This window comes from Streptomyces sp. NPDC002742 (genome assembly GCF_042888885.1).
Classification (GTDB): Bacteria; Actinomycetota; Actinomycetes; order Streptomycetales; family Streptomycetaceae; genus Streptomyces.
This window is the reverse complement of record NZ_JBIAQF010000046.1, coordinates 23,505-45,542: the sequence shown is the minus strand read 5'-3', so window position 1 is coordinate 45,542 and position 22,038 is coordinate 23,505. Positions and strand designations below refer to the sequence as shown.

At 72.6% G+C, this 22,038-nt stretch carries 19 protein-coding genes; 7 read left to right on the top strand and 12 right to left on the bottom strand.

Features of this window, described 5'->3' with window-relative positions; translation table 11 throughout:
* From ACFYW8_RS42680 to ACFYW8_RS42655, 6 genes are all read right to left on the bottom strand, one after another.
* The coding region (locus tag ACFYW8_RS42680; RefSeq protein ID WP_389092618.1) for a ricin-type beta-trefoil lectin domain protein at positions 1-703 on the bottom strand (703 nt) is incomplete at its 3' end.
* 234 nt (positions 704-937) lie between these two features.
* Positions 938-4,087 carry an efflux RND transporter permease subunit gene (locus tag ACFYW8_RS42675; RefSeq protein ID WP_389092613.1) on the bottom strand — a complete coding sequence of 1,050 codons (3,150 nt, stop codon included), beginning with the start codon at positions 4,085-4,087 and terminating at the stop codon, positions 938-940.
* Positions 4,088-4,243: 156 nt separating this feature from the next.
* Complete coding sequence (locus tag ACFYW8_RS42670; protein WP_389092608.1) at positions 4,244-4,927, bottom strand: response regulator; 684 nt, start codon at positions 4,925-4,927, stop codon at positions 4,244-4,246.
* Positions 4,924-6,180 (bottom strand): histidine kinase, encoded by a 1,257-nt coding sequence (locus ACFYW8_RS42665; protein WP_365881768.1) that lies wholly within the window; start codon positions 6,178-6,180, stop codon positions 4,924-4,926. Before ACFYW8_RS42665 ends, ACFYW8_RS42670 begins: the two co-directional genes overlap by 4 nt.
* 309 nt (positions 6,181-6,489) lie before the next feature.
* Complete coding sequence (locus tag ACFYW8_RS42660) at positions 6,490-6,768, bottom strand: hypothetical protein (RefSeq protein WP_389092600.1); 279 nt, start codon at positions 6,766-6,768, stop codon at positions 6,490-6,492.
* A 31-nt stretch (positions 6,769-6,799) separates the two neighbouring features.
* Positions 6,800-7,597 (bottom strand): PspA/IM30 family protein, encoded by a 798-nt coding sequence (locus ACFYW8_RS42655; RefSeq protein WP_389092628.1) that lies wholly within the window; start codon positions 7,595-7,597, stop codon positions 6,800-6,802.
* A gap of 246 nt (positions 7,598-7,843) precedes the next feature.
* On the opposite strand from ACFYW8_RS42655, the gene ACFYW8_RS42650 reads away from it, so the two are divergent.
* A complete protein-coding gene (locus ACFYW8_RS42650; RefSeq protein ID WP_365881761.1) occupies positions 7,844-8,470 on the top strand; it encodes a DUF3043 domain-containing protein in 627 nt (208 codons plus the stop codon).
* Between the two features lie 83 nt (positions 8,471-8,553).
* Positions 8,554-9,255, top strand: a complete 702-nt coding sequence (locus ACFYW8_RS42645; protein ID WP_365881759.1) for a methyltransferase domain-containing protein — start codon at positions 8,554-8,556, stop codon at positions 9,253-9,255.
* A 323-nt stretch (positions 9,256-9,578) separates the two neighbouring features.
* Here ACFYW8_RS42645 and ACFYW8_RS42640 read toward each other — a convergent pair whose 3' ends face one another.
* Positions 9,579-9,791, bottom strand: coding sequence for a hypothetical protein (locus tag ACFYW8_RS42640; RefSeq protein WP_365881757.1), 213 nt, complete (start codon positions 9,789-9,791; stop codon positions 9,579-9,581).
* 113 nt (positions 9,792-9,904) lie between these two features.
* On the opposite strand from ACFYW8_RS42640, the gene ACFYW8_RS42635 reads away from it, so the two are divergent.
* The gene (locus tag ACFYW8_RS42635; RefSeq protein WP_389092589.1) at positions 9,905-11,104 is read left to right on the top strand and encodes a bifunctional adenosylcobinamide kinase/adenosylcobinamide-phosphate guanylyltransferase; all 1,200 of its coding nucleotides are present in this window, start codon (positions 9,905-9,907) and stop codon (positions 11,102-11,104) included.
* 116 nt (positions 11,105-11,220) lie between these two features.
* On the opposite strand, the gene ACFYW8_RS42630 is transcribed toward ACFYW8_RS42635, so the two are convergent.
* Positions 11,221-12,288 (bottom strand): class I SAM-dependent methyltransferase, encoded by a 1,068-nt coding sequence (locus tag ACFYW8_RS42630; protein WP_389092584.1) that lies wholly within the window; start codon positions 12,286-12,288, stop codon positions 11,221-11,223.
* A 122-nt stretch (positions 12,289-12,410) separates the two neighbouring features.
* On the opposite strand from ACFYW8_RS42630, the gene cobT reads away from it, so the two are divergent.
* The 3 genes from cobT (at position 12,411) to ACFYW8_RS42615 (ending at position 16,509) form a co-directional block, all read left to right on the top strand.
* Positions 12,411-13,601: a nicotinate-nucleotide--dimethylbenzimidazole phosphoribosyltransferase gene (gene cobT / locus ACFYW8_RS42625; RefSeq protein WP_389092580.1), complete on the top strand. Its 1,191-nt coding sequence runs from the start codon at positions 12,411-12,413 to the stop codon at positions 13,599-13,601.
* Positions 13,602-13,913: 312 nt separating this feature from the next.
* Positions 13,914-15,710 carry a phosphatidylglycerol lysyltransferase domain-containing protein gene (locus tag ACFYW8_RS42620; RefSeq protein WP_365881749.1) on the top strand — a complete coding sequence of 599 codons (1,797 nt, stop codon included), beginning with the start codon at positions 13,914-13,916 and terminating at the stop codon, positions 15,708-15,710.
* 97 nt (positions 15,711-15,807) lie between these two features.
* A complete protein-coding gene (locus tag ACFYW8_RS42615) occupies positions 15,808-16,509 on the top strand; it encodes a hypothetical protein (protein WP_365881747.1) in 702 nt (233 codons plus the stop codon).
* Here ACFYW8_RS42615 and ACFYW8_RS42610 read toward each other — a convergent pair.
* Entirely contained in the window at positions 16,446-17,213 is a 768-nt protein-coding gene (locus tag ACFYW8_RS42610) for a hypothetical protein (protein ID WP_365881745.1), read from the bottom strand. The two genes, ACFYW8_RS42615 and ACFYW8_RS42610, sit on opposite strands and share 64 nt — an antisense overlap.
* A 60-nt stretch (positions 17,214-17,273) precedes the next feature.
* Between ACFYW8_RS42610 and ACFYW8_RS42605 the strand changes: the two genes are divergently transcribed.
* A complete protein-coding gene (locus ACFYW8_RS42605) occupies positions 17,274-18,068 on the top strand; it encodes an adenosylcobinamide-GDP ribazoletransferase (protein WP_389092569.1) in 795 nt (264 codons plus the stop codon).
* Between the two features lie 15 nt (positions 18,069-18,083).
* Here ACFYW8_RS42605 and ACFYW8_RS42600 read toward each other — a convergent pair whose 3' ends face one another.
* Genes ACFYW8_RS42600 through pelF form a run of 3 tightly spaced genes read right to left on the bottom strand, consistent with a single transcriptional unit; the run spans position 18,084 to position 21,987 of the window.
* Complete coding sequence (locus ACFYW8_RS42600) at positions 18,084-18,827, bottom strand: spherulation-specific family 4 protein (protein WP_389092564.1); 744 nt, start codon at positions 18,825-18,827, stop codon at positions 18,084-18,086.
* Positions 18,824-20,467, bottom strand: coding sequence for a hypothetical protein (locus tag ACFYW8_RS42595; protein ID WP_389092559.1), 1,644 nt, complete (start codon positions 20,465-20,467; stop codon positions 18,824-18,826). Before ACFYW8_RS42595 ends, ACFYW8_RS42600 begins: the two co-directional genes overlap by 4 nt.
* A complete protein-coding gene (gene pelF, locus ACFYW8_RS42590) occupies positions 20,464-21,987 on the bottom strand; it encodes a GT4 family glycosyltransferase PelF (protein ID WP_389092556.1) in 1,524 nt (507 codons plus the stop codon). Before pelF ends, ACFYW8_RS42595 begins: the two co-directional genes overlap by 4 nt.
* Between the last annotated feature and the right edge of the window lie 51 nt (positions 21,988-22,038).

Here is a 22,038-nt window from a genome sequence, read left to right as displayed (position 1 = left end):
TGTTCTGCTCGACGACGTAGACCAGTCCGCCGGTCTCGTGGTTGACGTTCGCGAGGAACGCCGCGGCCTCCTGCTTCCTGACCGTGTCACTGCCGGTCGTGGTGAAGGCGGGGTAGGCGCCGAGCGCGGCGGTCAGGCCGCTGTACGTGTAGAAGGAGTTCCGGTTCGGGAACATCTGGTTGAACTGCGCCTCGGAGACCACGAATCCGCTCGGGGTGCCACCGCCGGCGGCCGGGGCCGTCCACTTCTGGTTCGCGCCGCCGGTGCAGGTCCAGATCTGCAGCCGGGTGGAGTTGGCCGAGCTGTTCCCGGTGACGTCGGCGCACTTGTCGGCCTGGGGGTTCACGATGTCCCGGGCGGCGGTGACGACCCACTGCTGGTTGGGGCCGCCGGTGCAGTCCCAGAGCTGGAGCTGGGCGCCGGAGGCGGTCGAGTTGCCGGTGACGTCCAGACACTTGCCGAGCGCCCGGATCGTGCCGTCCGCGCCGACGTTCCACTGCTGTGCGGCGGTGCCGTTGCAGTCGTAGAGCTGTACGGCCGTGCCGTTGGCGGTGCCCGCGCCGGCCACGTCGGCGCACTTGCCCGCGAGGCCGCTGATCTGCCCCGTGGCGGCCGCGGCGGGCGAGGCCGGGAGCACGCTCAACAGTCCGAGGACAAGGGTGCCGACCGCGGCATACGCCGCACGCCTCCATGGAATTTGCATGCCCATGTCATACCTTTCGCCGATGTGCGCCATGAACGTTCCGGTGGGGGGCCGAAAGAGAGGTGTTCATCAGTTGTTTTAAGGCGCAAGCAAAGCCGCGTCAAGGCTTTGGTATGGACCAATTCCGGGAGCGCGGGCATGGCCGAAATACCGGCGCCCGGATGTGACCGAAAAGGAAAGGGCCCCCGCCCCGGCGCGTGAACGCCGGGGCGGGGGCCCTTCCTTGGAACCGGATCAGACTCCGGCCGGCTCCGGGGACTTGTCCTCGTCGCCGACGGCGCTCTCGCCGGACTCGCCGGACTCGGCCTGCTTCTCCGCCGAATGCCGCTTCGCCGCCCGCTTCTTCGCCCGGCGCTCCTTGCGCAGTTCGAGCATCGCGTAGAGCGTCGGAACGAGCAGCAGCGTCAGCAGCGTCGACGTGATGAGACCGCCGATCACGACCACCGCGAGCGGCTGCGCGATGAAGCCGCCCTCGCCGGTCACGCCCAGCGCCATCGGCAGCAGCGCGAAGATCGTCGCCAGCGCCGTCATCAGGATCGGGCGGAGCCGGTGCCGGCCGCCCTCGATCACGGCCTCGACCACGCCGTGACCCTGCGCCCGGTACTGGTTGATGAGGTCGATCAGCACGATCGCGTTCGTCACCACGATGCCGATGAGCATCAGCATGCCGATCATCGCGGGGACACCCATCGGGGTACCCGTGACGACGAGCAGACCGATCGCGCCGGTCGCCGCGAACGGGATCGACACCAGCAGGATCAGCGGCTGGACCAGCGAGCGGAACGTCGCCACCAGCAGCATGAAGACGATCGCGATCGCCGCGAGCATCGCCAGGCCGAGGTTCTTGAACGCGTCGCTCTGGTCCGACGAGACACCGCCGATCGCCGCCGTGGCACCGGCGGGCAGCTTCAGCGTCTTGAGCTTGGCCGTAAGGTCCGCGCTGACCGCGCCGGTGTTGTCACCGGTCGGCTTGGCCGTGATCGTGGCGGCCCGCTGGCCGTCGATCCGGGTCATCGAGACCGGCCCGTCGACGAGCTTCACGTCCGCGATGTCACCGAGCTTCACCGCGCCGAGCCGCAGCCCGCGCAGTTCCTGGAGCGTGCCGACCGGCTCGGCGGTCTTGATGACCACGTCCCGCTCGGTGTTGTCCAGGATCGCCTTGCCGGTGGTCGTGCCGCGGACCGCCTGGGTGACGGCCGCGCCGAGCGTGGCCTCGTTGAAACCGGCCGCCGCCGCCTTGGAGTTGGCGGTGACCGAGATGCGCGGCACGCTCTGGGAGAGGTCGCTCGTGACGTCGGTGACGTCGGTGAGCTTGGCGACCTCGTCACGGACCTGGCCGGCCGCCTTGCGCAGCACGTCCCCGTCCGCCGCCTTCACGACGACCTTGAGGTCCTGGCTGCCGAACCCGTTGCCGGCCGAGACCGTGATGGTGCCGGCGCCGGAGAGCCCGCCGAGCCCCTTCTCGATACGCGCCTGCACGTCCTTGGAGGACGCGGAGTCCTCCAGCATGACCTGGTACGACGCCTGGTTGGTGTCCGTACCGCCGCCGAAGGCCGCCATGAAACCGGACGAACCGATGGTGACCTGGTAGTCCTTGACGCCCTTGACGCCGGCGAGGAGCTTCTCGACCCTCTTCGCCTGCGCGTCGGTCGCGGCCAGGCTGGTGCCCGGCTTCAACGCCTGCTTGACGGTGAGGACTTCCTGCTCGCCCTGGTCGAAGAAGTTCGTCTTCAGCAGGGGCGCCATACCGAACGTGCCGAGGAGTACCGCGGCCGCGATCAGCACACTGGTCAGCCGGCGACGGGTGGCGAAGCGCAGCACGGGGACGTAGAAGCGCTGGAGACGGCTGCGCTCCTCCTTCTCCTCGGCCTGGCGACGGGCCTCCTCCGCATCCGCGGAGGTGCCCTTGGGGGCGCGCAGGAACCAGTACGAGAGCACCGGGACGACCGTCAGCGAGACGAGCAGGGACGCGAGGAGCGCCGCCGTGACCGTCAGGCTGAAGGAGCCGAACAGTTCGCCGACCATGCCGCCGGTCAGACCGATCGGCAGGAACACGGCGACCGTGGTGAGCGTCGAGGAGGTGACCGCGCCGGCCACCTCGCGGACCGCGGTGAGGATCGCCTCCTGGCGCTCCTCGCCGTATCCGAGGTGCCGCTTGATGTTCTCCAGGACGACGATCGAGTCGTCGACGACCCGGCCGATCGCGATCGTGAGCGCGCCCAGGGTCAGCATGTTGAGCGACAGGTCACGGGTCCACAGCACGACCAGTGCCAGCACCACGGACAGCGGGATGGACACCGCGGTGACCAGCGTCGAGCGGACCGACGCGAGGAAGAGCAGGATGACCAGGACCGCGAAGAGCAGGCCGAGGGCGCCCTCTGTGGTCAGCCCGTGGATGGACTTGGAGACCGCAGGTCCCTGGTCGCTGACGACGGTGATCGCCGACCCGGCGCCCAGGTCTGCCCGCAGGCCGGGCAGCTTCTTCTTGACCGCGTCGGAGATGGCGACCGCGCTGCCGTCGTGGGACATGGTGACCATCACGGCGAGGCTCGGCCGGCCGTCGGTGCGCGTGATGGAGTCGGCCTTGGCCTGCTCCTGCGCGACGGTGGCGACGCTGCCGAGGCGCACCGGCTTCTTGCCGGGCTGCCCCGTGACCATCAGGTCCTGGATCTGCTTCAGCGAGGTGAAGCCGCCGCCGACCCGCACGGTGCGGTTGCTGCCGTCCTCGTCGAACGAGCCGGCCGGGACGGTCGCCCCGCCCGCCTGGAGCGCCTGGCCGAGGGCGGCCGGGGCGAGGCCGGCCTTCGCCAGCTTCTTGTCGTCGGGCGTGACGGTGACCTGGAGGTCCCGCACACCGGTGACCGTGACCCGGCCGACACCGTCGATGCCGTCGAGGGCGGGGACGACCGTGCGGTCGAGCCGGTCGGCCAGGGCCTGCTGGTCCTGGGCGGAGGTGACGGCGAGGACGACGGTCGGCATGTCGTCCGTCGAACCGGCGATGACCTGCGGGTCGACGCCGTCCGGGAGCTGGGCGCGGGCCCGGTTGACGGCCTGCTGGACGTCGGCGACGAGCTGCTTGGTGTCGTTGCCGTAGTCGAAGGACGCCATGATGACGGCGTTGCCCTCGCTCGCGGTGGAGGTGACACCGGTGATGCCGTCGACGGCCTGGAGGCTGTTCTCGACGGGCTCGACGACCTGCTTCTCGACCACATCCGGAGACGCACCCTGGTACGGCGCGAGCACGGACACCACGGGCAGTTCGATGGTGGGCAGCAGTTGCTGCTTGAGCTGGGGGATCGCTATCGCCCCGAAGACGAGCGCGATGATCGACATCAGCCCTATGAGGGCCCGCTGCGCGAGGCTGAATCTGGACAGCCAGGACATGGGTGGTGGGTCTCTCTTCTGTGGTTCGAGCGGAAGGCGGGGGACGGGGATACTCCCCACGTCACACCCTGGGCCATGAACGGGCGACGATCCGTCGCCCCTGGGTCCATTTCCTAACCGGGAACCTACTCCAGGCGCAGTACGCGCAGGTAACGCTCAGTCCACCCTCGGGCGTACCAGACCGGACTCGTACGCGATGACGACCAGTTGTGCCCGGTCACGGGCGCCGAGCTTGGCCATGGCCCGGTTGACATGTGTCTTCACCGTGAGCGGACTCACTTCGAGGCGCTCGGCGATCTCGTCGTTGGAGTGGCCCGCGGCGACCTGGACGAGCACCTCGCGCTCGCGGCCGGTGAGCGCGTGGAGCCGCTCGGAGCGGGCGGCGCCGTGCCCGTCGTCCGCGCCGTCGCCCTGCGCCAAAAACCTGGCGATCAGCCCCTTGGTCGCCGCCGGGGACAGCAGCGCCTCGCCGCCGGCCGCGATCCGGATGGCGTTGAGCAGTTCCTCGGGCTCGGCACCCTTACCGAGGAACCCGGACGCGCCGGCCCGCAGCGACTGCACGACGTACTCGTCGACCTCGAAGGTCGTCAGCATCACGACCCGTACGTGCGCGAGGCCCGGGTCGGCGGTGATCAGCCGGGTGGCGGTGAGGCCGTCGGTCCCGGGCATCCGGATGTCCATCAGCACCACGTCGGCCCGCTCGTCCCGGGTCACCGCCACGGCCTCGGCACCATCGGCGGCCTCTCCCACGACCTCCATGTCCGGCTCCGAGTCGACCAGCACCCGAAACGCGCTGCGCAGCAACGCCTGGTCGTCGGCGAGCACGACACGGATCGTCATACGGGGTCCCCCAGGGCAGGCGCGTGGTTCTTGACCGGAAGGATCGCATGGACGCGGAAGCCGCCTCCGTAGCGGGGACCGGCCGTACAGCTCCCGCCGATCGCGGTGACCCGCTCGCGCATACCGAGCAGCCCGTGCCCGCCGCCCTCCCGAGGGACGGCGTCCTGTGCGGGGCCGTCGTCGCGTCCGGGGCCGGTGGTCTGTGCGGGGCCGTTGTCGAGGACGGTCACCTCCACCATCGGCCCGACGCGGACCACGCTGACCTCGGCCTTCGCTGCCGGGCCCGCGTGCTTCTGCACATTGGTCAGGGCCTCCTGGATCACCCGGTACGCGGCGAGGTCGGCGGCCGCGGGCAGAGCGGTGCCGTGGTCGGAGCGGGCCACCTCGACGGGAAGCCCCGCGTTGCGGAAGGTGTCGGCGAGCTCGTCGAGCCGGGCCAGCCCGGGGGCGGGCTCGGTCGGGGCCTCGGGGTCGCCGGACTGGCGCAGCAGGCCCACGGTGGCGCGCAGTTCGCTCAGCGCGGACCGGCTGGCCTCCCGTACATGGGCGAGCGCCTCCTTGGCCTGGTCGGGGCGCTTGTCCATCACATGGGCGGCGACTCCGGCCTGCACGTTGACGAGCGCGATGTGGTGGGCGACGACGTCGTGCAGATCGCGGGCGATGCGCAGCCGTTCCTCGGCGACACGGCGGCGTGCTTCTTCCTCGCGGGTGCGCTCGGCTCGTTCCGCGCGCTCCTTGATCGCGTGCACGAAGGCGCGGCGGCTGCGGACGGCGTCGCCCGCCGCGGCGGCCATGCCGGTCCAGGCGAAGACGCCGAGGTTCTCCTGGGCGTACCAGGGCAGCGGCCCGGCGAGCATCGAGACAGCCGTGAGGAGGCCCATGGTGACCAGGCCGACGCGCCAGGTCGTGGGGCGGTCGGTGGCCGAGGCCACGGTGTACAGGGCGACGACGGCGGACATCGCGACCGGGGCCCGGGGGTCGGCGGTCACCAGTTCCACCAGGGAGACGGCGACGGTGGCCGCGAGGACCTTCATCGGGGCGCGGCGGCGGAAGACCAGTGCCACGGAGCCGAGAACCATGAGGCCGAGGCTGAGGGCGTCCGGGGTGCGGGCGCCCCAGGTCGTACCGCCGGCGCCGTGCGGGTCGACGAAGGAGCCGGCCACCATGCTGACGAGGACGCCTGCGGCGAGGGCGGCGTCCAGGGCGAGGGGGTGGGCCCGCAGCCAGTCCCTCATACGCTCCAGGGTGCTCACCGGGTCCACGGTACGGGGCCCTGCCGGGCTTGAGACCGGCCGGTACGAGGCCGCTCCCCGGTCGGCCGGGAAGCCGCCCGGGGCAGTTCCCCCGGCTCGGCACCGGGGGCCGAGCCGGCCTGCGGAGTCGGGCGCGCCGCCCACCGGACCCGGGGCGGGCGGTGTGGGCCCGGGAGCTGGAGGTGCGGTCCGCCGGGCCTCCCCGGTGCCGGGGAGGGGGCGGGCCGTTTCTCCCTCGGGGCCCGGGAGCGGTGGTCCGGAGCGGTCGCGGCGGCCGGGCGGGGGTGCCGGCGAGGCCGGCCGTGGAGGTCAGCCGGGGATCAGGCCGTCGTCGCTCAGCATCTCGCGGACCTCGTCGAGCGTGGCGTCCGGAGACGGGAGGATGAGTTCCGACGGCTCCAGCGAGTCGTCGGGGAGCGGGGTCCCGGCGCGGCGCACCGCGTCCAGGAGGGCTCCCAGAGTGCGGCGGAAGCCGGACTCGTCACCCCTCTCCATTTCGGTGAGCAGCTCGTTGTCCAGCTTGTTCAGGGAGGTGAGGTGGCCGTCGTCCACCTTCACCTGCCCCTCCCCCATGATCCGTACGATCATGTCGCCCTCCTCAGGCATGGGCCCGCTCAGGTCACTGCTTGTCGAAGCGCGGAGTGTCCTGGGGCTGCGACGACGACCGGGACTGGTCCGTACCGCCCTCGATCGCCTGCTGCTGCGACGAGGAGCCACCGGCCAGCTCGGCCTTCATGCGCTGCAGCTCCAGCTCCACATCCGTACCACCGGAGATCCGGTCCAGCTCGCTCTGGATGTCGTCCTTGGCGAGCCCCGACTGGTCGTCGAGCGCTCCGGAGGCGAGCAGTTCGTCGATCGCGCCGGCCCGTGCCTGGAGCTGCGCGGTCTTGTCCTCGGCACGCTGGATGGCAAGCCCCACATCGCCCATCTCCTCGGAGATGCCGGAGAAGGCCTCGCCGATCCGGGTCTGTGCCTGGGCCGCCGTGTACGTGGCCTTGATCGTCTCCTTCTTCGTACGGAAGGCGTCGACCTTGGCCTGAAGACGCTGGGCCGCGAGGGTGAGCTTCTCCTCCTCGCCCTGCAGGGTCTGGTGCTGCGTCTCCAGGTCGGTGACCTGCTGCTGGAGCGCGGCGCGGCGCGACAGCGCCTCCCGGGCCAGGTCCTCGCGGCCGAGCGCGAGGGCCTTGCGGCCCTGGTCCTCCAGCTTGGTGGACTGGTTCTGGAGCTGGTTCAGCTGCAGTTCGAGGCGCTTGCGGCTGGTCGCCACGTCGGCGACACCGCGCCGGACCTTCTGGAGCAGCTCCAGCTGCTTCTGGTATGAGTAATCGAGGGTTTCGCGCGGGTCCTCGGCCCGGTCAAGGGCCTTGTTCGCCTTCGCGCGGAAGATCATCCCCATACGCTTCATGACACCGCTCATGGGCTTCGCGCGCCCCCTTCTGACGGACTCCAGCTCCAGGTACTGCAACAGGACCCACAGTACGGGCCCCGCATCCATTACCGCACTGTTCGGGGACGGATGCGCTCATCCCCAAGGACGACTGCACCCGGCACCGCTCCGGCGCAAGGAGTAGGTGGCACCCCGGGTCCACCCGGGAGCGACATCCCCTCCGTCCCACTACAGACGCACGGTGTTGCCGGATCGTTCCCCACTCGATCGACGTCCATGCCCGCCGACCCCGTACCCTTGGGTTTTGTGTTCCGAAGCCGTGCGAAGGAAGAGAAGGCCCCCGCCGACAAGGCGCCGGTGACCGACTCCAAGATGACCCGTGACCCTCAGGCCCCCAAGGGCCGCCCCACGCCGAAGCGCAGTGAGGCCCAGACCCAGCGCCGCAGCGTCGCCCAGACGCCGTCGACGCGCAAGGAGGCTTCCAAGCAGCAGCGTGACGAGCGCCGTGCGCAGATGGAGAGGCAGCGCCAGGCGCTGGCCAGTGGTGACGAGCGCTATCTGCCCGCACGCGACAAGGGCAAGGTGCGTCGGTTCGCGCGCGACTTCGTGGACTCGCGCTTCTGCATCGCCGAGTTCTTCCTGCCGATGGCCGTGATCATCCTCGTCCTGAGCGTGGTGCCGGTCGCCTCGCTCAAGAACGTGGCGCTGCTGCTCTGGCTGGTCATCATCGTGATGATCGTGATCGACTCGATCGGCATCGCGATCCGTCTGAAGAAGCAGCTCAACACGCGCTTCCCCGACGAGCCCAAGAAGGGCGCGATCCCCTACGCGCTGATGCGTACCCTCCAGATGCGTCGACTCCGGTTGCCGAAGCCGCAGGTCAAGCGCGGAGAGCGGCCCTGAGCACTACGTCGTTCTCCGGGGGCGCGGCGGATGCCTGGCTGAACAAGCTGGGCGGGCTGCGGAATGTCGTACGGCAGGAACTGGTGGCCCGGCAGCTCGATGAGCAGATAACCGGGCGGTATCCGGTGGGTCGGCGCCTGCGCGTGCTCGACGTCGGGACGGGCCAGGGCACACAGGCCCTGCGGCTCGCCCGGGCCGGCCACCAGGTGACCGGGCTCGAACAGGACGCGACGATGCTGTCCGTGGCCCGTCAGGCGTTGGCCACCGAGCCCGAGGGCATCCGGAGCCGGGTGCGCTTCATCGAGGGCGACGGGCGCGAGACCGGCGTGCACTTCCTGCCGGGCAGCTTCGACGTGGTGCTGTGCCACGGCGTCCTCATGTACGTCGAGGATCCGGACGCGCTGCTGGCGGGGCTGGCGCGGATGCTGGCCCCGGGCGGGCTGCTCTCGGTGCTGGTCCGCAACGCGGACGCGCTGGCCATGCGGCCAGGAATCGGCGGGGACTGGGCGACGACGCTGGCCTCGTTCGACACGACCGCGTACACCAACCGTCTCGGCCTCGACGTCCGCGCCGACCGGCTCGCCACGCTGACCGGCACGCTCGCCGGGATCGGGGCTCCGCTGCACGCCTGGTACGGAGTGCGGGTCTTCACGGACACGGCGGCCGACGGTGCGCCGGTTCCGCCGGACGCGGAGACGCTGCTGGCCGCGGAGGAGCGGGCCGGGCGGACGGATCCCTACCGCCAGGTGGCGGCGCTGCTGCATCTGTGCGGCGTCCGGGGCTGAACCCGCCGAGCGGGACCGGAGCCGTAGGGGCGGGGCTGCCCCCGCGAGAACGGGACCGAACCCGCGAAGGCGGGACCGGACCCGCGAGAGGGCGGGGCTGCCCTCCCTCGCGCCGGGTTGCCCCCTTCGAGGCTGGGACACCCCTCGGGACAAGACGGGATCACGCCGCGGGCCGGGCCTTGCGAGCCGGTGGCCGTCGGGGCTTCCTTCCCGGCGGAGCCGGACGCCCGCCCCTTCCCGGGGGCCGGGCCGCCGTCCCACCCGCCGGAGCCGAGCCGTCGGTGACGGGTTGCCGGGGTGCGCCCCCGGCAACCCCTACCGGCCTACTCCGGCTCGGCGTGCAGGCTCATCGGACCGTAGATCCGCGTGCTGTCCTCGAAGAGGAACACCTGGTCCGCGCCGCCGGCCAGAAGGTCCTTCCACACCTCGCCGATCCAGGACTCGGCGTCGCCCTGGGTGGTGAACTCCTCGGGCTGCACCGCCGGTTGGACCTCTGTCCCGTCGGACTTCTCGAACCGCCACGTCCATGCCGCCATGTACGCCTCCAAGGTGTGAGCACACTGCACAGCGGAAGCCGGACAAGATCCGTCTCCCGTCCGAAGCCTAGCCGGACGCGCAAGAGCCGCGGGGACACGGAAAAATCGGCGGCGTGGAACTGACTCTGCTCGGCACCGGAGCCCCCGCGGGCCTGCCCCGCCCCGACTGTCCCTGCGCCGCGTGCGCGACCGCGCTCGGCGAGAGGGCGCGGGCGGCCACCGCGCTGCTCGTGGACGGCACACTGCTGCTCGACCTCACGCCCGGCGCCGCGTTCGCGGCCGCCCGCGCCGGACACTCGCTGGGCGGCGTACGGCAGGTACTGCTCTCGCATCCGCACGACGGGCCCGCCGTGGAGGTCCCGGCCGGGCTGCCGCAGCCCGGCCGGGTGCCCGACGGACGTGAGTTGGCGCTGCTCACGGGACACCGGGTGCGGGCGGTGCCGATGGACGCGCCCGGCACGGGGTACGCGGTGACCGGCCCGGACGGGCGGCGGCTGCTGTACCTGCCGCCGGGCGCGGCGCCGGCCGGTCTGGACGAGAAGGGGGACGCCTATCACATGGTGCTCCTCGACGTGGTGGGACGGCCGGACGCGCTGGCGAAGCTGCGCGCGGTCGGCGCGGTCGACCCGACGACGGACGTGCTCGCGGTGCACCTCGACCACGACGTGCCCCCGGGGCCCGAACTGCGGCGGCGGCTCGCCGCGGCGGGCGCGCGCGCCGTGCCCGACGGCACGACGCTCGATGTGGGCGTCTACGAGGACGTGCCCGATGTGCCGCGCAGGACGCTGGTGCTCGGCGGAGCGCGTTCGGGCAAGTCGGTGGAGGCGGAACGGCGGATGGAGTCCTTCCCCGACGTCCTGTACGTCGCCACCGGAGGTGCGCGCAACGGGGACTCGGAGTGGGCTCAGCGGGTCAGCGCCCACCGTGAGCGGCGGCCCGGTTCCTGGCACACCGTCGAGACCTGCGACCTGGTCCCCCTCCTCGGCGAGGACGGCCCGCCCCTGCTCGTCGACTGTCTCTCCCTGTGGCTGACGGACGCCATGGACTCGGTGAACGCCTGGGACGACGCCGAGTGGTCCGGCGGCGGCGAACGCGCTCTGCGCGCCCGCGTGGAGGAACTCGTCGCCGCGGTCCGGCGCACCCGTCGCACGGTCGTGGCCGTCTCCAACGAGGTCGGCTCGGGCATCGTCCCCGCCACGGCGTCCGGACGCCGCTACCGTGACGAACTCGGGCGGCTGAACGCCGCGTTCGCCGGGGAGTGCGAGCACGTGCTGCTGGTGGTGGCGGGGCAGGCCCTGAAACTGCGGGGCTGACCCCGGCCCGCTCCCCATTCGCCTCGCCGCCGGACGCGCGTCCTTCGACTGCGCCTGGCGGCGGGCGGCGGGCGGCGGGTGGGCGGGCTCAGCGCGGTGGGCTCGGACCGGCGGGCTCAGGGTTCCTTGCGGGCGACGATGCGGTACGCGTTCGAGAAGCGGGTGCGGCGGAGCAGGGGGGCCATCAGGCGGTCCAGGGCGGCGGTCGAGGCGAGGAGCGGGGCGGACGCCCGGGTCAGGGCCAGGCGCGCGGTGCGCTGGAAGGGGGTCGGCGGTGCCGGACGCCAGGGGGCGTCGAGGGCGGGGAGGGCGCGGCCGAGGGCCAGGGCGAGAGCGCCCGAGAGATCGTGGGGGATGTGCGGCTCACGGCGGTCCGTCGCGACGACCGCGCAGCCCAGGGATTCGAGCTCGCCGAGCAGATTGGGCAGCGGCATGAGGTGCAGATGGCGCGGCTGGCCGTACGCCACCCACCACTTGCCGAGCAGCGTGCCGAACGCGCAGTCGGGGTCGGGGACTTCGACGAGAAGGTGCCCGCCGGGGCGCAACACCTCCAGCGCGGCGCGCAGTTCCCCGCGCGGGTCGGGCGTGTGCTCCAGATGGTGGAACATGCTCACGACGTCGTAGCGGGCCCGCAGCCGCTCGGCGATCCGCGGGTCGGTGAGCCGCCCGACGTGCGCCTCCTCCACCCGTCCCGCCGCCCGCGCCTTCTCGACGCGCCGTGTCGGGTCGAGACCGTCGAAGGACGTGTACGGGTGGACCTCCTTGGCCGCCGCCGGGAAGTGCCCGAGCCCGGTGCCGATGTCGAGCCAGCTCTCCGGTTCCGGGAAGGGCAGCATGGCGCGGGCCGCCGCGAGGTGGCGTCCGGCTCCGCCGCGGGCGGCGAGCAGCCGTTCGGCGAGGCCGTCGTGGGCGTCCTCGCGCGGGTCCCGGTGGTAGAAGGCCAGGCCCTCGGGCGAGAGCCGGGGGTTCTGGAAGGCGTGGGCGCAGTCCCCGCACTCGTCGACGACGAACGTCCCCGGCTTGCGCTGCCGAAGATCCGGCGTACGCAGCCGGGTGCGCAGGCGCTTCGAGCCGCACCAGGGGCAGTCGGCGCGGCGCGGTTCGTGGAACCGGGCGGTGCCCTGGGCGAGTTCGGCCGCGTAGGCGGCCCGGCGTTCGGCGATCGGCTGCGGAGTGGGGGGCATGGGCGCTCCTGTCGGGGACGAGCCGTACGACAATCCGACACAAACGGTACGTATGCGAAGGGGATCCGGAGGGCAACGACGTGGCGCGGACGCGTTCGATGGCTGCCGGTACTGTTCGGCGAATGAGCTCGCTTAATCTCGACGACTTCACCGATCTGATCGAGCGTCCCGACGGAGGCGTACGCCGTGACGCCGAGGCGTACCGGGAGCGCCGGATCGTGCCGCCCGGCGCGCTGGGCCGGCTCGACGACCTGGGCGAGTGGCTGGCGGCGGCTCAGTCCGCGGTGCCGGTGCGGCCGATCGAGCACCCGCGTGTCGTGCTGTTCGCGGGCGACCACGGGATCGCCGCCCTCGGAGTGTCGGCGCGCCCCGCGGGCAGCGCCGGCCGGCTGGTGCGGGCGGTTCTGGAGGGCGCGAGCCCGGCGTCGGTGCTGGCCCGCAGGCTCGGTGTTCCGGTCCGCGTGATCGACATGGCGCTGGAGGCCGATCCCGAGGAACTGCCCGCCGAGGTCGTGCGGCACCGGATCCGGCGCGGTTCGGGCCGGATCGACGTCGAGGACGCGATGACCCTGGAGGAGGCCGAGGCCGCGTTCCGGGCCGGGGTCGCCATCGCGGACGAGGAGGCGGACTCCGGTACGGATCTGGTGGTGCTCGGCGACATCAGCGTGGGCGGGACCACGGTGGCGGCCGTACTGGTCGCGGCGCTGTGCGGGACCGACGCGTCCGTCGTCACCGGGCGGGGCGGGCAGGCCATCGACGACCTCGCGTGGATGCGCAAGTGCGCCGCGGTGCGCGACTCCCTGCGACGGGCCCGGCCCGTGCTCGGGGACCAACTGCAGCTGCTCGCGACGGTGGGCGGGGCCGACCTGGCGGCGATGACCGGGTTCCTGCTGCAGAGCGCGGTGCGGAAGATGCCGGTGATCCTCGACGGGGCGGTGTCCGCCGCCTGTGCGCTGGTCGGACAACGGGTCGCCTTCCGGGCGCCGGACTGGTGGCTGGCCGGGCAGCGCAGCGGGGAACCGGCGCAGGCGAAGGCGCTGGACCGGATGGCCCTGGAACCGCTGCTCGACCACGGAGTGACGGTGGGCGAGGGAACGGGCGCCCTGCTCGCCCTGCCGCTGGTCCAGGCCGCGGCGAGCCTCGCCGCGGACCTGCCGGAGGCACCTGCTCCGGAGGCACCTGCTCCGGAGGCGGAGAAAGAGACAGAGTCGGACTCCAAGGCCGACTCCGACTCCGACCCCGAGGCCGCGGTCGACGCCGAGTCCGACCCGGCGACCGCACCCGAGGTCAACCCCCAGACCCCGGCCGAGTAGGAGCCGAACGGGGCCGACCGCCCCCGGGGGGCCGGCGCCGCGTCCGGCCCCGAGACCGACGCCGGGCCCGGCTCCCGGCCCGAGGCCGACACCGGGTCCGGCCCGCCCAGGCCCGGCAGCGACTCCCCGGAGCGGGACGAGCAGCGGACCGGTTCCGACTCCACACCCGAGCCCGGCACCGCCCGAGCCCGTCACGCGATCCGGCGCACCGGCCGGGGCGGGCCCACACGGCCAAGACCCGCCGCGCGGCGGGGCATCACCCGTACCGCCCCTCCCCTGCAGGGGCCACCACGCCCCATATCATCACCCTTTATGGGAGATGCCCGAATTGCCGCTTGCCAGGAACGGGCGTCGGCCCGCCGGAGTGACGGGGACCGGCGGTCCACGGCTGCCTCCCGGCGGTCCGCCGCCTTCGCCGTCTGGTATCTGCGGGCGGTCACGTTCATCAACTTTCTGAGCGCCGCGTGGGTGTCGCTCGGACAGGACGTACGACGGCACAACACCGAGAACTACTTCACGCCCTATCTGCTGACCGCGGGCTTCGCCTCGGGCGTGTTCACGATGTTCCTGGCCATCACGATGCGACGGCGCAAGCGGGCCGCGTGGATCCTCAACTCCGTGCTCAGCGGGCTGTTCCTGCTGCTCTTCGGCGTCGCGATGGCGTTCCCGGAGATCCGTCAGTACGCGCAGAACTGGATCTCGCTCGTACTGACCGCGGCCTTCGTGGGCTCCCTGGCCCTGGGCCGCCGGGAGTTCTACGCCAAGGGCGACCGGTCGAACCCGAAGCTCGCCGCGGCCGTCGCGGTCGGCGGGCTGCTGGTCACCTCGCTGCTCGCCGCGCTGCTGGTCACGGTCACCAACAACGCGCACGACGCGCACCGTTCGACCTTCCTGGACCGCTGGCGCTACGGCACCCTGCGGCTCGTCTCGGTCGCCGCCGACGACTCCCACTACCCCGGAATCTCGACGCCCAACTGGGTCAACGTCACCATCAACGTGCTCAGCACCCTGCTGGTCCTCGCCGTCCTCTACGCGGCCTTCCGCTCCCGGCGCGCGGTCGACCCGCTCACCGAGGACGACGAGAAGCGGCTGCGCGCGCTGCTCGACCGCAACGGCGACCGTGACTCGCTGGGCTACTTCGCGCTGCGCCGGGAGAAGAGCGTGGTCTGGTCGCCCACCGGCAAGGCGGCGGTGGCGTACCGCGTGGTGGGCGGGGTCTCCCTGGCGAGCGGCGACCCCATCGGCGATCCCGAGGCATGGCCCGGCGCCATCGAGCCCTGGCTGGCCGAGGCCAGGGAGCACGGCTGGATCCCGGCGGTGATGGGCGCGGGCGAGGAGGCGGGCACCATCTACTCCCGGCACGGACTCGACGCCCTGGAGCTGGGCGACGAAGCCCTCGTCGAGACCGCCGAGTTCACTCTCGAAGGACGGGCCATGCGCACCGTCCGGCAGGCCTACAACCGGGTCAAGCGGGCCGGGTACCGGGTACGCATCCGACGGCACGAGGACATCCCCGCCGCCGAGATGGCGTACCTGCTGGAGCGCGCGGACGACTGGCGCGACGGCGCGACCGAGCGCGGCTTCAGCATGGCGCTCGGCAGGCTCGGCGACCCCGAGGACGGCCGCTGCGTGATGCTCGAATGCACGGATGCCGAGGGCGGGTTGAGGGCGGTGCTGTCCTTCGTGCCATGGGGGCCGAACGGGCTCTCGCTGGACCTGATGAGGCGCGACCGCGACGCGGAGAACGGGCTCATGGAGTTCATGGTGATCGAACTCCTGCGGCGTGCCCAGGAGATCGAGATCACTCAGGTCTCGCTCAACTTCGCCATGTTCCGTTCGGTCTTCGAACGTGGCGCGCGTCTCGGCGCGGGCCCGGTGCTGCGGCTGTGGCGGTCGCTGCTCAGCTTCTTCTCCCGCTGGTGGCAGATCGAGTCGCTGTACCGGGCCAACGCCAAGTACCGGCCCATCTGGGAACCGCGGTTCCTGCTCTTCGAGAAGAGCGCGGACCTGCTGCGCATCGGTGTCGCGTCCGCGCGCGCCGAGGGGTTCCTGGAGGCGCCGGGGCTGCCGAAGTGGCTGCACCGCAAGCACCTGGAGTCGCACAGATGAGACCGATGAGACCCATGGGACCGACGGGACCCATGGGACCGACGGGACCGACGGGACCGGTCGGGGCCGATGTGAGGAGAGCCGTGGGGACGACCGGATGAGGACACTCGCCCGCTGGGCCCGCGCCGAGTGGGGTCTTCTGTACGCCACCGTGCGCCGGGCGCTGCGGACGAGGGGGTGGCGGGCGGCCCCGATGACCCTCGGCGCGGTGTGTCTGACGGCTGTCCTGCAGTTCGTCCAGAACCAGTCATGGGGCTATCAGCTGGTGCAGGACACCGGCGCCGTCCGGGCCGAGGACCCGCTGCGGCTCGCCCTGCTCCGCACCCCGCTCTCCTTGTGCGTACCGGCGCTGGATCTGCCCGTGTGGGGCGCGCTCGCGCAGATCCTGGTCGTCTTCGGGATCGCCGAGATCTGTCTGGGCTGGTGGCGCACACTCGTCATCGCGTACGTCGCCACGCTGGCCGGGACGCTGTACGCCCGTGTCGGCATCGCGCTCGGCCCGCACCGTCCGCTGGGGCTGCCCGGGGCGGACTCGCTGGTCGTCGACACCGGGCCGTCGGCTGCCGTGGTGGGCCTGGCCGTGTTCCTGGGCTGGCGCTACCGGGCGTACGTGACGGCGGGGGTGGTGATCGGGGCGATGGTGACCGAGGTGCTCGTCAAGGAGAACCTGGCGGGCAGGGAGCATCTGGCGGCCATCGCCGCGGTGCTGGTGATGTGCTGCCTCTCCGCGGCGCGTCACCGCCGTTCGGGCAGGGAGCGGGCGGGCGCGGGGTCGGGTTTGCCGCCGATCCACTCCTGAGCCCTGCGGCTGGGGCCCGCCCAGCGGCGGTCGTGCCGGTAGGCGCGCAGCCTGGACCGGGCGCGGGCGCGCGGCCGGCGCCGGTAGAAGCGCTTGGCCCACGGCGATGCGGGCTTGGCCAGCCGGATCGTGCCGATGAGGGCGATGAAGGGAACGATCACCCCAAAAATGGCCATGCGCACCTTGCCCTTGCTGAGGCAGAGCAGCGCGAAGAGGAAGTTCAGGGCGATGGTCACGATCGCACTGGCGCGGTCCTGCGCCTCCTGGTTGCTGACGTCGTTGACGCCGAACGGAGAGAAGCCGCTGAACATCAGGCCGACGAGGGCCGCCGTGACCACGACGACCTCGACGCTCTTGCGCCCGGCCTCGGTCCAGTAGACGTCGTCGAGGTGCAGGATCAGCGCGAACTCGTCGAGCACCAGGCCTGTTCCCATGCCGAACAGCACGGCGCTGGCGCACGCCCCGAAGCCGTACCGGCTGCTGGCCACCGCGCCGAAGCCGCCGATCACCGTGAGCACGACGCCGGGCACCACGTGGTGGATGTGCAGATCACCGGCCTTGACGTTGCCGAACGGGCCCTTTCCGGCGCGGATGAGCCGCACGATGACGCGGGTGACCACGAAGGTCACGACGAACGAGGCCAGCGCCAGCAACACCGGGAGCTTCCCGGGCTCGACGATGTTCCGATAGAACCAATGACCCATATGTGAACTTTATCCACCGCCGCTGTATCCGCCCTCCGGGCGTCCGGGTAGCCTGCGCCGATGTCCAAGACCGCCTCCGGGGCCTCCCTCGCCGACAGCCTCCGCTTCGCCTTCGGCACCCTCACCGTGCTCCCCGTGAAGGTGAGCCGCTGGGACCGCGACGCGGCGCGCGGCGGCATGCTGTGCGCTCCACTGGCCGGTCTGCTGGTCGGGGCGGGCGCGGCTCTGGTGGGCGTGGTACTGCTGGCCATGGGCGCCGGCCCGCCGCTCGCGGCCGTGGCCACCGCCGCCGTGCCGGCCGCGCTCACCCGGGGCCTGCACCTCGACGGTCTCGCCGACACCGCGGACGGGCTGGGCAGCGGCAAGCCCGCCGAGGACGCGCTGCGGATCATGAAGCAGTCGGACATCGGCCCGTTCGGCGTGATCACCCTCCTGTTCGTCCTGCTCGCCCAGGTGGCCGCACTCTCCCAGGCGTACGACGCCTCGTGGGGCCGGGGCGTCCTCGCGGCCGTCGTCTCGGCGACCGCGGCCCGCCTCGCCCTCACGCTGGCCGCCCGTTCCGGGGTGCCCGCGGCCCGCCCCGAGGGCCTGGGCGCGGCGGTCGCGGGCACCGTGCCGGTGCGCGGCGCGCTGCTGGTGGCGGCGGCCGTCACCGGCGCGGCGGCCGGGGCGGGCGCGCTCGTCGGGACGTACGACCTCGTGCGGGCCGCGGTGGCGGTGGGTGTCTCCTGCCTGGCCGCGGAAGTGCTCCTGCGGCACTGCACGCGGCGCTTCGGCGGTGTCACCGGCGATGTGTTCGGGGGCCTCGCGGAGACGGCGGCGACGACCGCGCTCGTGGTTCTCTCGCTGGGCTGAGAAGCACCCCGGCGCTCACGGGGCGGGCTCCAGGGCGTGCGGCAACGTGCCCCAGGGATGGTCCCCCACGCCGGGGACCGCGCAGTGCAGGGCGGCCCCGCGCTCCCGCGCCAGGGCCGCCGCGTCGACGCCGGCCGGTACCCCGTGGACGAGGTGGCACAGCGTCGCCCCGGCGCCCGTCCACGGCGGCGGGGGCCTCCTCCGGTAGGTGGCCCAGGCGCCCTCGAAGGTGACGAGGACGTCCGCGACACGGGCGTACGAAGGGTGCGGTGCCGTGCCGTGGTTGAGGACGAGGGTGCCGGTGCCGAGTCCCCGGACGGCCGTCGCCAGTCGCCGGTAGTAGCCGAACCCGCTTTCGGTGGCCGCCACTTGGTCGAGGAAGGTCCCGTCGGTGCCGTACCAGTCGCGGTGCCGGGTCAGTTCGCGCAGGACGTTCGCGAGCGGTCTGCGGCCGTAGTCCGTGTCGACGTACCCGAGCACCCGGACATCCGCCTCGCGCAGCCGTCCGGCGACCGCCCCGAACGCCGGGTCGAGGCGGTCGCCGGGTCCGCTGGCGGGGTTCAGCACCACGCCGTACAGCCGGGGCGCGGCGGTGACGAGCGCGTCCCATTCGGCCGGGCGGACGGCGGGGTGTTCGTAGTACGGGACGAGGAGGTTCTTCGAAGTGCCGGGCGTACGGGCGGCGTCGGGAGCACGGGCCGCGGCGCGGGCAGCGGACGAGCCGTGCGCGCCGGCGTCCGGCGGGTTCAGCGGGTTCACCGGTGGGCCGTCACCTTTCCCAGCCGGGCGCAGACGAGCGCGGCCTGGGCGCCCGCCGCAGCGCCGTACACGATCAGGCCCACCCAGTGCGCGTCGCCCGTGTGCGTCGCCAGCGCCGCGGTCTGGACGAGTGCGGCGGCGCAGACGACGGTGGCCGTGCCGGTGACGGCGCCGAAGGACTGGAGCAGCAGCCCGGTCCACATGACCGCGCCCAGCAGGAGCAGTCCGCCGAGCCGGATTCCGTCCGCCGCCGCGGGCGCGTGCGGCCACAGCGCGGAGGTGGCGAGGCCGAGCACGAGCAGCGCGGCGAGGTAGCCGGCCAGGCAGCGGACGAGCGTCCCGGTGGTGGCCCGCCGGAAACGCCTCGCCGACGTGCTGGAGCGCAGTCCGGCGAGGCTCCCGCTGCGGAACCGGAACAGCAGCCACTCGGCGGGGCCCATGCTGAGCGTCAGCGCGACCGCCGCCGGTGCGGCGACCGCCGTGCGGGTTCCCGTGAGGACGTCTCCGAGCGCCGCGTACAGCACGAGGACACCGCTGCCGAGCCCGAACAGGGCGTACGCGACGGTTCCGGCGTGCCGGCGCGGGGCGGACCGGCGGGCACGCAGACGCGCGGCCACCGGTCCGAGGCGGGCCGGGGCGGCCCCGGGCCTGTCGCCGGCCGGCCGGCCGGCGGAGGCCGCCCGGGGCTCACCGGCCCGGCCGGACGGCTCGACGCCGCCGGGCGGCTTCCCGTAGGACAGCTTCCCGTAGGACAGCAGCGCGAGGATCCCCGCGGCCCAGCTGCCGTCTCCCGACTCCCGCACCGCCGGCACCACTTCGAGCAGACCGAGCAGGGCGACCGCCGCCAGCGAGCCGAGCAGCAGGGCCACCCGCGCCAGGTCGGGTACCGGGTGGAACACGCTGACGACCGCGCCCGCCGTCATGGGCGCCAGGGCGGCGAGCAGCGTGCGTTCCCTGCCCATCACCAGCAGAACGGTGGCCGCGCCGAGATAGCCGGACTGCCCGGCGGCGAACGCGACGGCGCCCCGGCCGGCCGAACCCGCCGCCGCGAAGGCCACCAGGGAGCCGAGCAGGACACCGACCGGGGTCCCGACGAGCAGCGCGCGCCGGGCGGCGGCGCGGTCGCCGAGCCCCATCCAGGTGTACGCGCGGTGCGCGAGCCCCTGGTTCCAGGTCCAGCCGCACAGCGCCCCGGCGAGCATCGGAACGGTGCCGGCCGGGAGTCCGAACGCGCCCTTCGGCCCCGCGAGAAGCGGTCCGGCGAGGACGTAGCCGAGGCCGGGGAGGGCGAAGACGATGCCCCTCAGGAGGCAGCCGAGGAGACCGATCCGCCAGGGGTCGTGGGGCGGGCCCTCCGGTTCGGGATAGCCCCGGTCGACCCGCTCGAACAACTCCTCCGCCAGGGCGAAGGAGTTCGTGACGCCGTACCGTTCGCGGATCTGGTCGTCCGACAGGCCGTCGGACTCCAGGAGCGCGGCCACCTCGTCGGGATGGACGGCGGCGGACACGAACTCCCCTAGTTTCGCGGCGAGTTCGTCGATCGGGTCGGACTGTGCCCAGCTCGTCGTGCGGCGCTGGCCGGGCACCAGAGGACGGGTGGTCTCCCGGTCCCCGGGCTGGGTGCGCAGGGAGCCGCTCACCAGCCGGTCCCGTCCGTGGCGACGGCCTGGTACCAGGGGTCGCGCAGTTCGAGGGTCCAGTCGGCGACCGTCTCCACGGCGGGCTCGTACACCTCGGGCCGGCCCGCCAGTTCCTGGTAGACCGTTCTGAAGGCGTCGACGGAGCGGCGCAGGGTGAACCGGTCGATGACCCGCTGGCGGGACAACTCGCCCAGGTCCAGGCGTCGTTCGTCGTCGCGCAGCAGGGTGAGGGCGGCGGCGGCCATCTTCTCCGGCTCGCGCGGCGGGACGACGATGCCGGTGTCGCCGACCGCCTCACGGACCCCGCCCACATCCGTGGAGACCGTCGTACGGCCGCAGGACATCGCCTCGATGATCGAGAACGGGAAGCCCTCGGAGATGGAGGACAGCATGACGACGTGGCCGGCCGCGTAGGCGCGCCACACCTCGGTGATGCGGCCCTCGAAGGTCAGCCCGTCGGTGACGCCCAGTTCGGCGGCGAGCTTCTCCAGGCGGGTCCGGTACGCCTCGCCGCCGGGCGGCACGGGCCCGAACAACCGTAGCCGGGTGTCGGGCAGTTCGGCGCGCACCATGGCGTACGCGCGCAGCAGCGTCTCCAGGTCCTTGATGGGGTCGACCCGGCCGCACCAGGTGAGGGTGGGCACGGCGGGTTCGGGTCCCGCGTGCGGGAAGGCGTGCGGGTCGACGCCGTTGTAGACCGTGCGGATCCGGTCCCCGTCGGCGCCGCCGCGCTCCTCCCAGCGGCGGTTGTACTGGTTGCAGGGGGTGATGAGGTCGGCGGCGCGGTAGCCGAGGGAGTTCAGTTCGCGGTAGAAGCCGAGCATGAACGCCTTGACGGGCCAGCGCTGTCCGGCTCCGCGGTAGCCGAGGTAGCGCTCGCGCAGATAGATGCCGTGTTCGGTGAGCAGGAACGGGACCCCGTCCAGGTGGTGCGCGACGAGGGCGGGCAGCGTGGCGAGGCCGCTGCTGACCGCGTGGGCGACGGAGTCCTCGGGGATCCGGACGCCGAGCGGGCGCAGCGCGTGCTCCAGCAGGTCCGTCGCGGTGAGCGCGTCGTGCACGGTGGGCCCGGCGGCGGCCGTCGGCAGATGCGGCATCGTCCAGATCCACATCAGCGAGCGCAGTGCCGACTCGCCGCGCAGGGCGGCCGAGAGACGTCCGTCGCGGGCGAGTACGGCCAGTTCGTACAGGGCGTCGCCGAAGTCCTCGGGCGAGTCCGGGTCGAGGAAGGAGAGCAGGAAGCGTTCGTAGATCTCGGAGAAGCGGCGCAGGGCGCGGCCCAGTGGTGGCCGCGCGCGTCCTGGCCGTGGCCCCCAGGTCGGTACGCGGGTGTGCCGGTAGACGTTGGGCGGCAGCTCCCAGGTCACGGGTTCGCGGCCGCTGCCGGTGAGCGAGACGATGTGGAAGTCGACCTCCGGCATGCCCTTGACCAGTTGGTCGCACCAGGTGCTGACCCCGCCGTGGACATGTGGATAGGTGCCTTCGGTGAGCATGGTGACATGACGGCCTGTGCGCATCATGCGTGGTTCCCCCCTGGGACTGTTTCCTGCGGAGAGCCCCCCGGCCCCCCG

Bases quoted from the DNA above. Each gene is read 5' to 3' on its own strand.
- ACFYW8_RS42675 (WP_389092613.1), bottom strand. From the start codon at position 4,087: ATGTCCTGGCTGTCCAGATTCAGCCTCGCGCAGCGGGCCCTCATAGGG.
- ACFYW8_RS42670 (WP_389092608.1), bottom strand. From the start codon at position 4,927: ATGACGATCCGTGTCGTGCTCGCCGACGACCAGGCGTTGCTGCGCAGC.
- ACFYW8_RS42660 (WP_389092600.1), bottom strand. From the start codon at position 6,768: ATGATCGTACGGATCATGGGGGAGGGGCAGGTGAAGGTGGACGACGGC.
- ACFYW8_RS42655 (WP_389092628.1), bottom strand. From the start codon at position 7,597: ATGAGCGGTGTCATGAAGCGTATGGGGATGATCTTCCGCGCGAAGGCG.
- ACFYW8_RS42650 (WP_365881761.1), top strand. From the start codon at position 7,844: ATGCCCGCCGACCCCGTACCCTTGGGTTTTGTGTTCCGAAGCCGTGCG.
- ACFYW8_RS42640 (WP_365881757.1), bottom strand. From the start codon at position 9,791: ATGGCGGCATGGACGTGGCGGTTCGAGAAGTCCGACGGGACAGAGGTC.
- ACFYW8_RS42630 (WP_389092584.1), bottom strand. From the start codon at position 12,288: ATGCCCCCCACTCCGCAGCCGATCGCCGAACGCCGGGCCGCCTACGCG.
- cobT (WP_389092580.1), top strand. From the start codon at position 12,411: ATGAGCTCGCTTAATCTCGACGACTTCACCGATCTGATCGAGCGTCCC.
- ACFYW8_RS42620 (WP_365881749.1), top strand. From the start codon at position 13,914: ATGGGAGATGCCCGAATTGCCGCTTGCCAGGAACGGGCGTCGGCCCGC.
- ACFYW8_RS42615 (WP_365881747.1), top strand. From the start codon at position 15,808: ATGAGGACACTCGCCCGCTGGGCCCGCGCCGAGTGGGGTCTTCTGTAC.
- ACFYW8_RS42610 (WP_365881745.1), bottom strand. From the start codon at position 17,213: ATGGGTCATTGGTTCTATCGGAACATCGTCGAGCCCGGGAAGCTCCCG.
- ACFYW8_RS42605 (WP_389092569.1), top strand. From the start codon at position 17,274: ATGTCCAAGACCGCCTCCGGGGCCTCCCTCGCCGACAGCCTCCGCTTC.
- pelF (WP_389092556.1), bottom strand. From the start codon at position 21,987: ATGATGCGCACAGGCCGTCATGTCACCATGCTCACCGAAGGCACCTAT.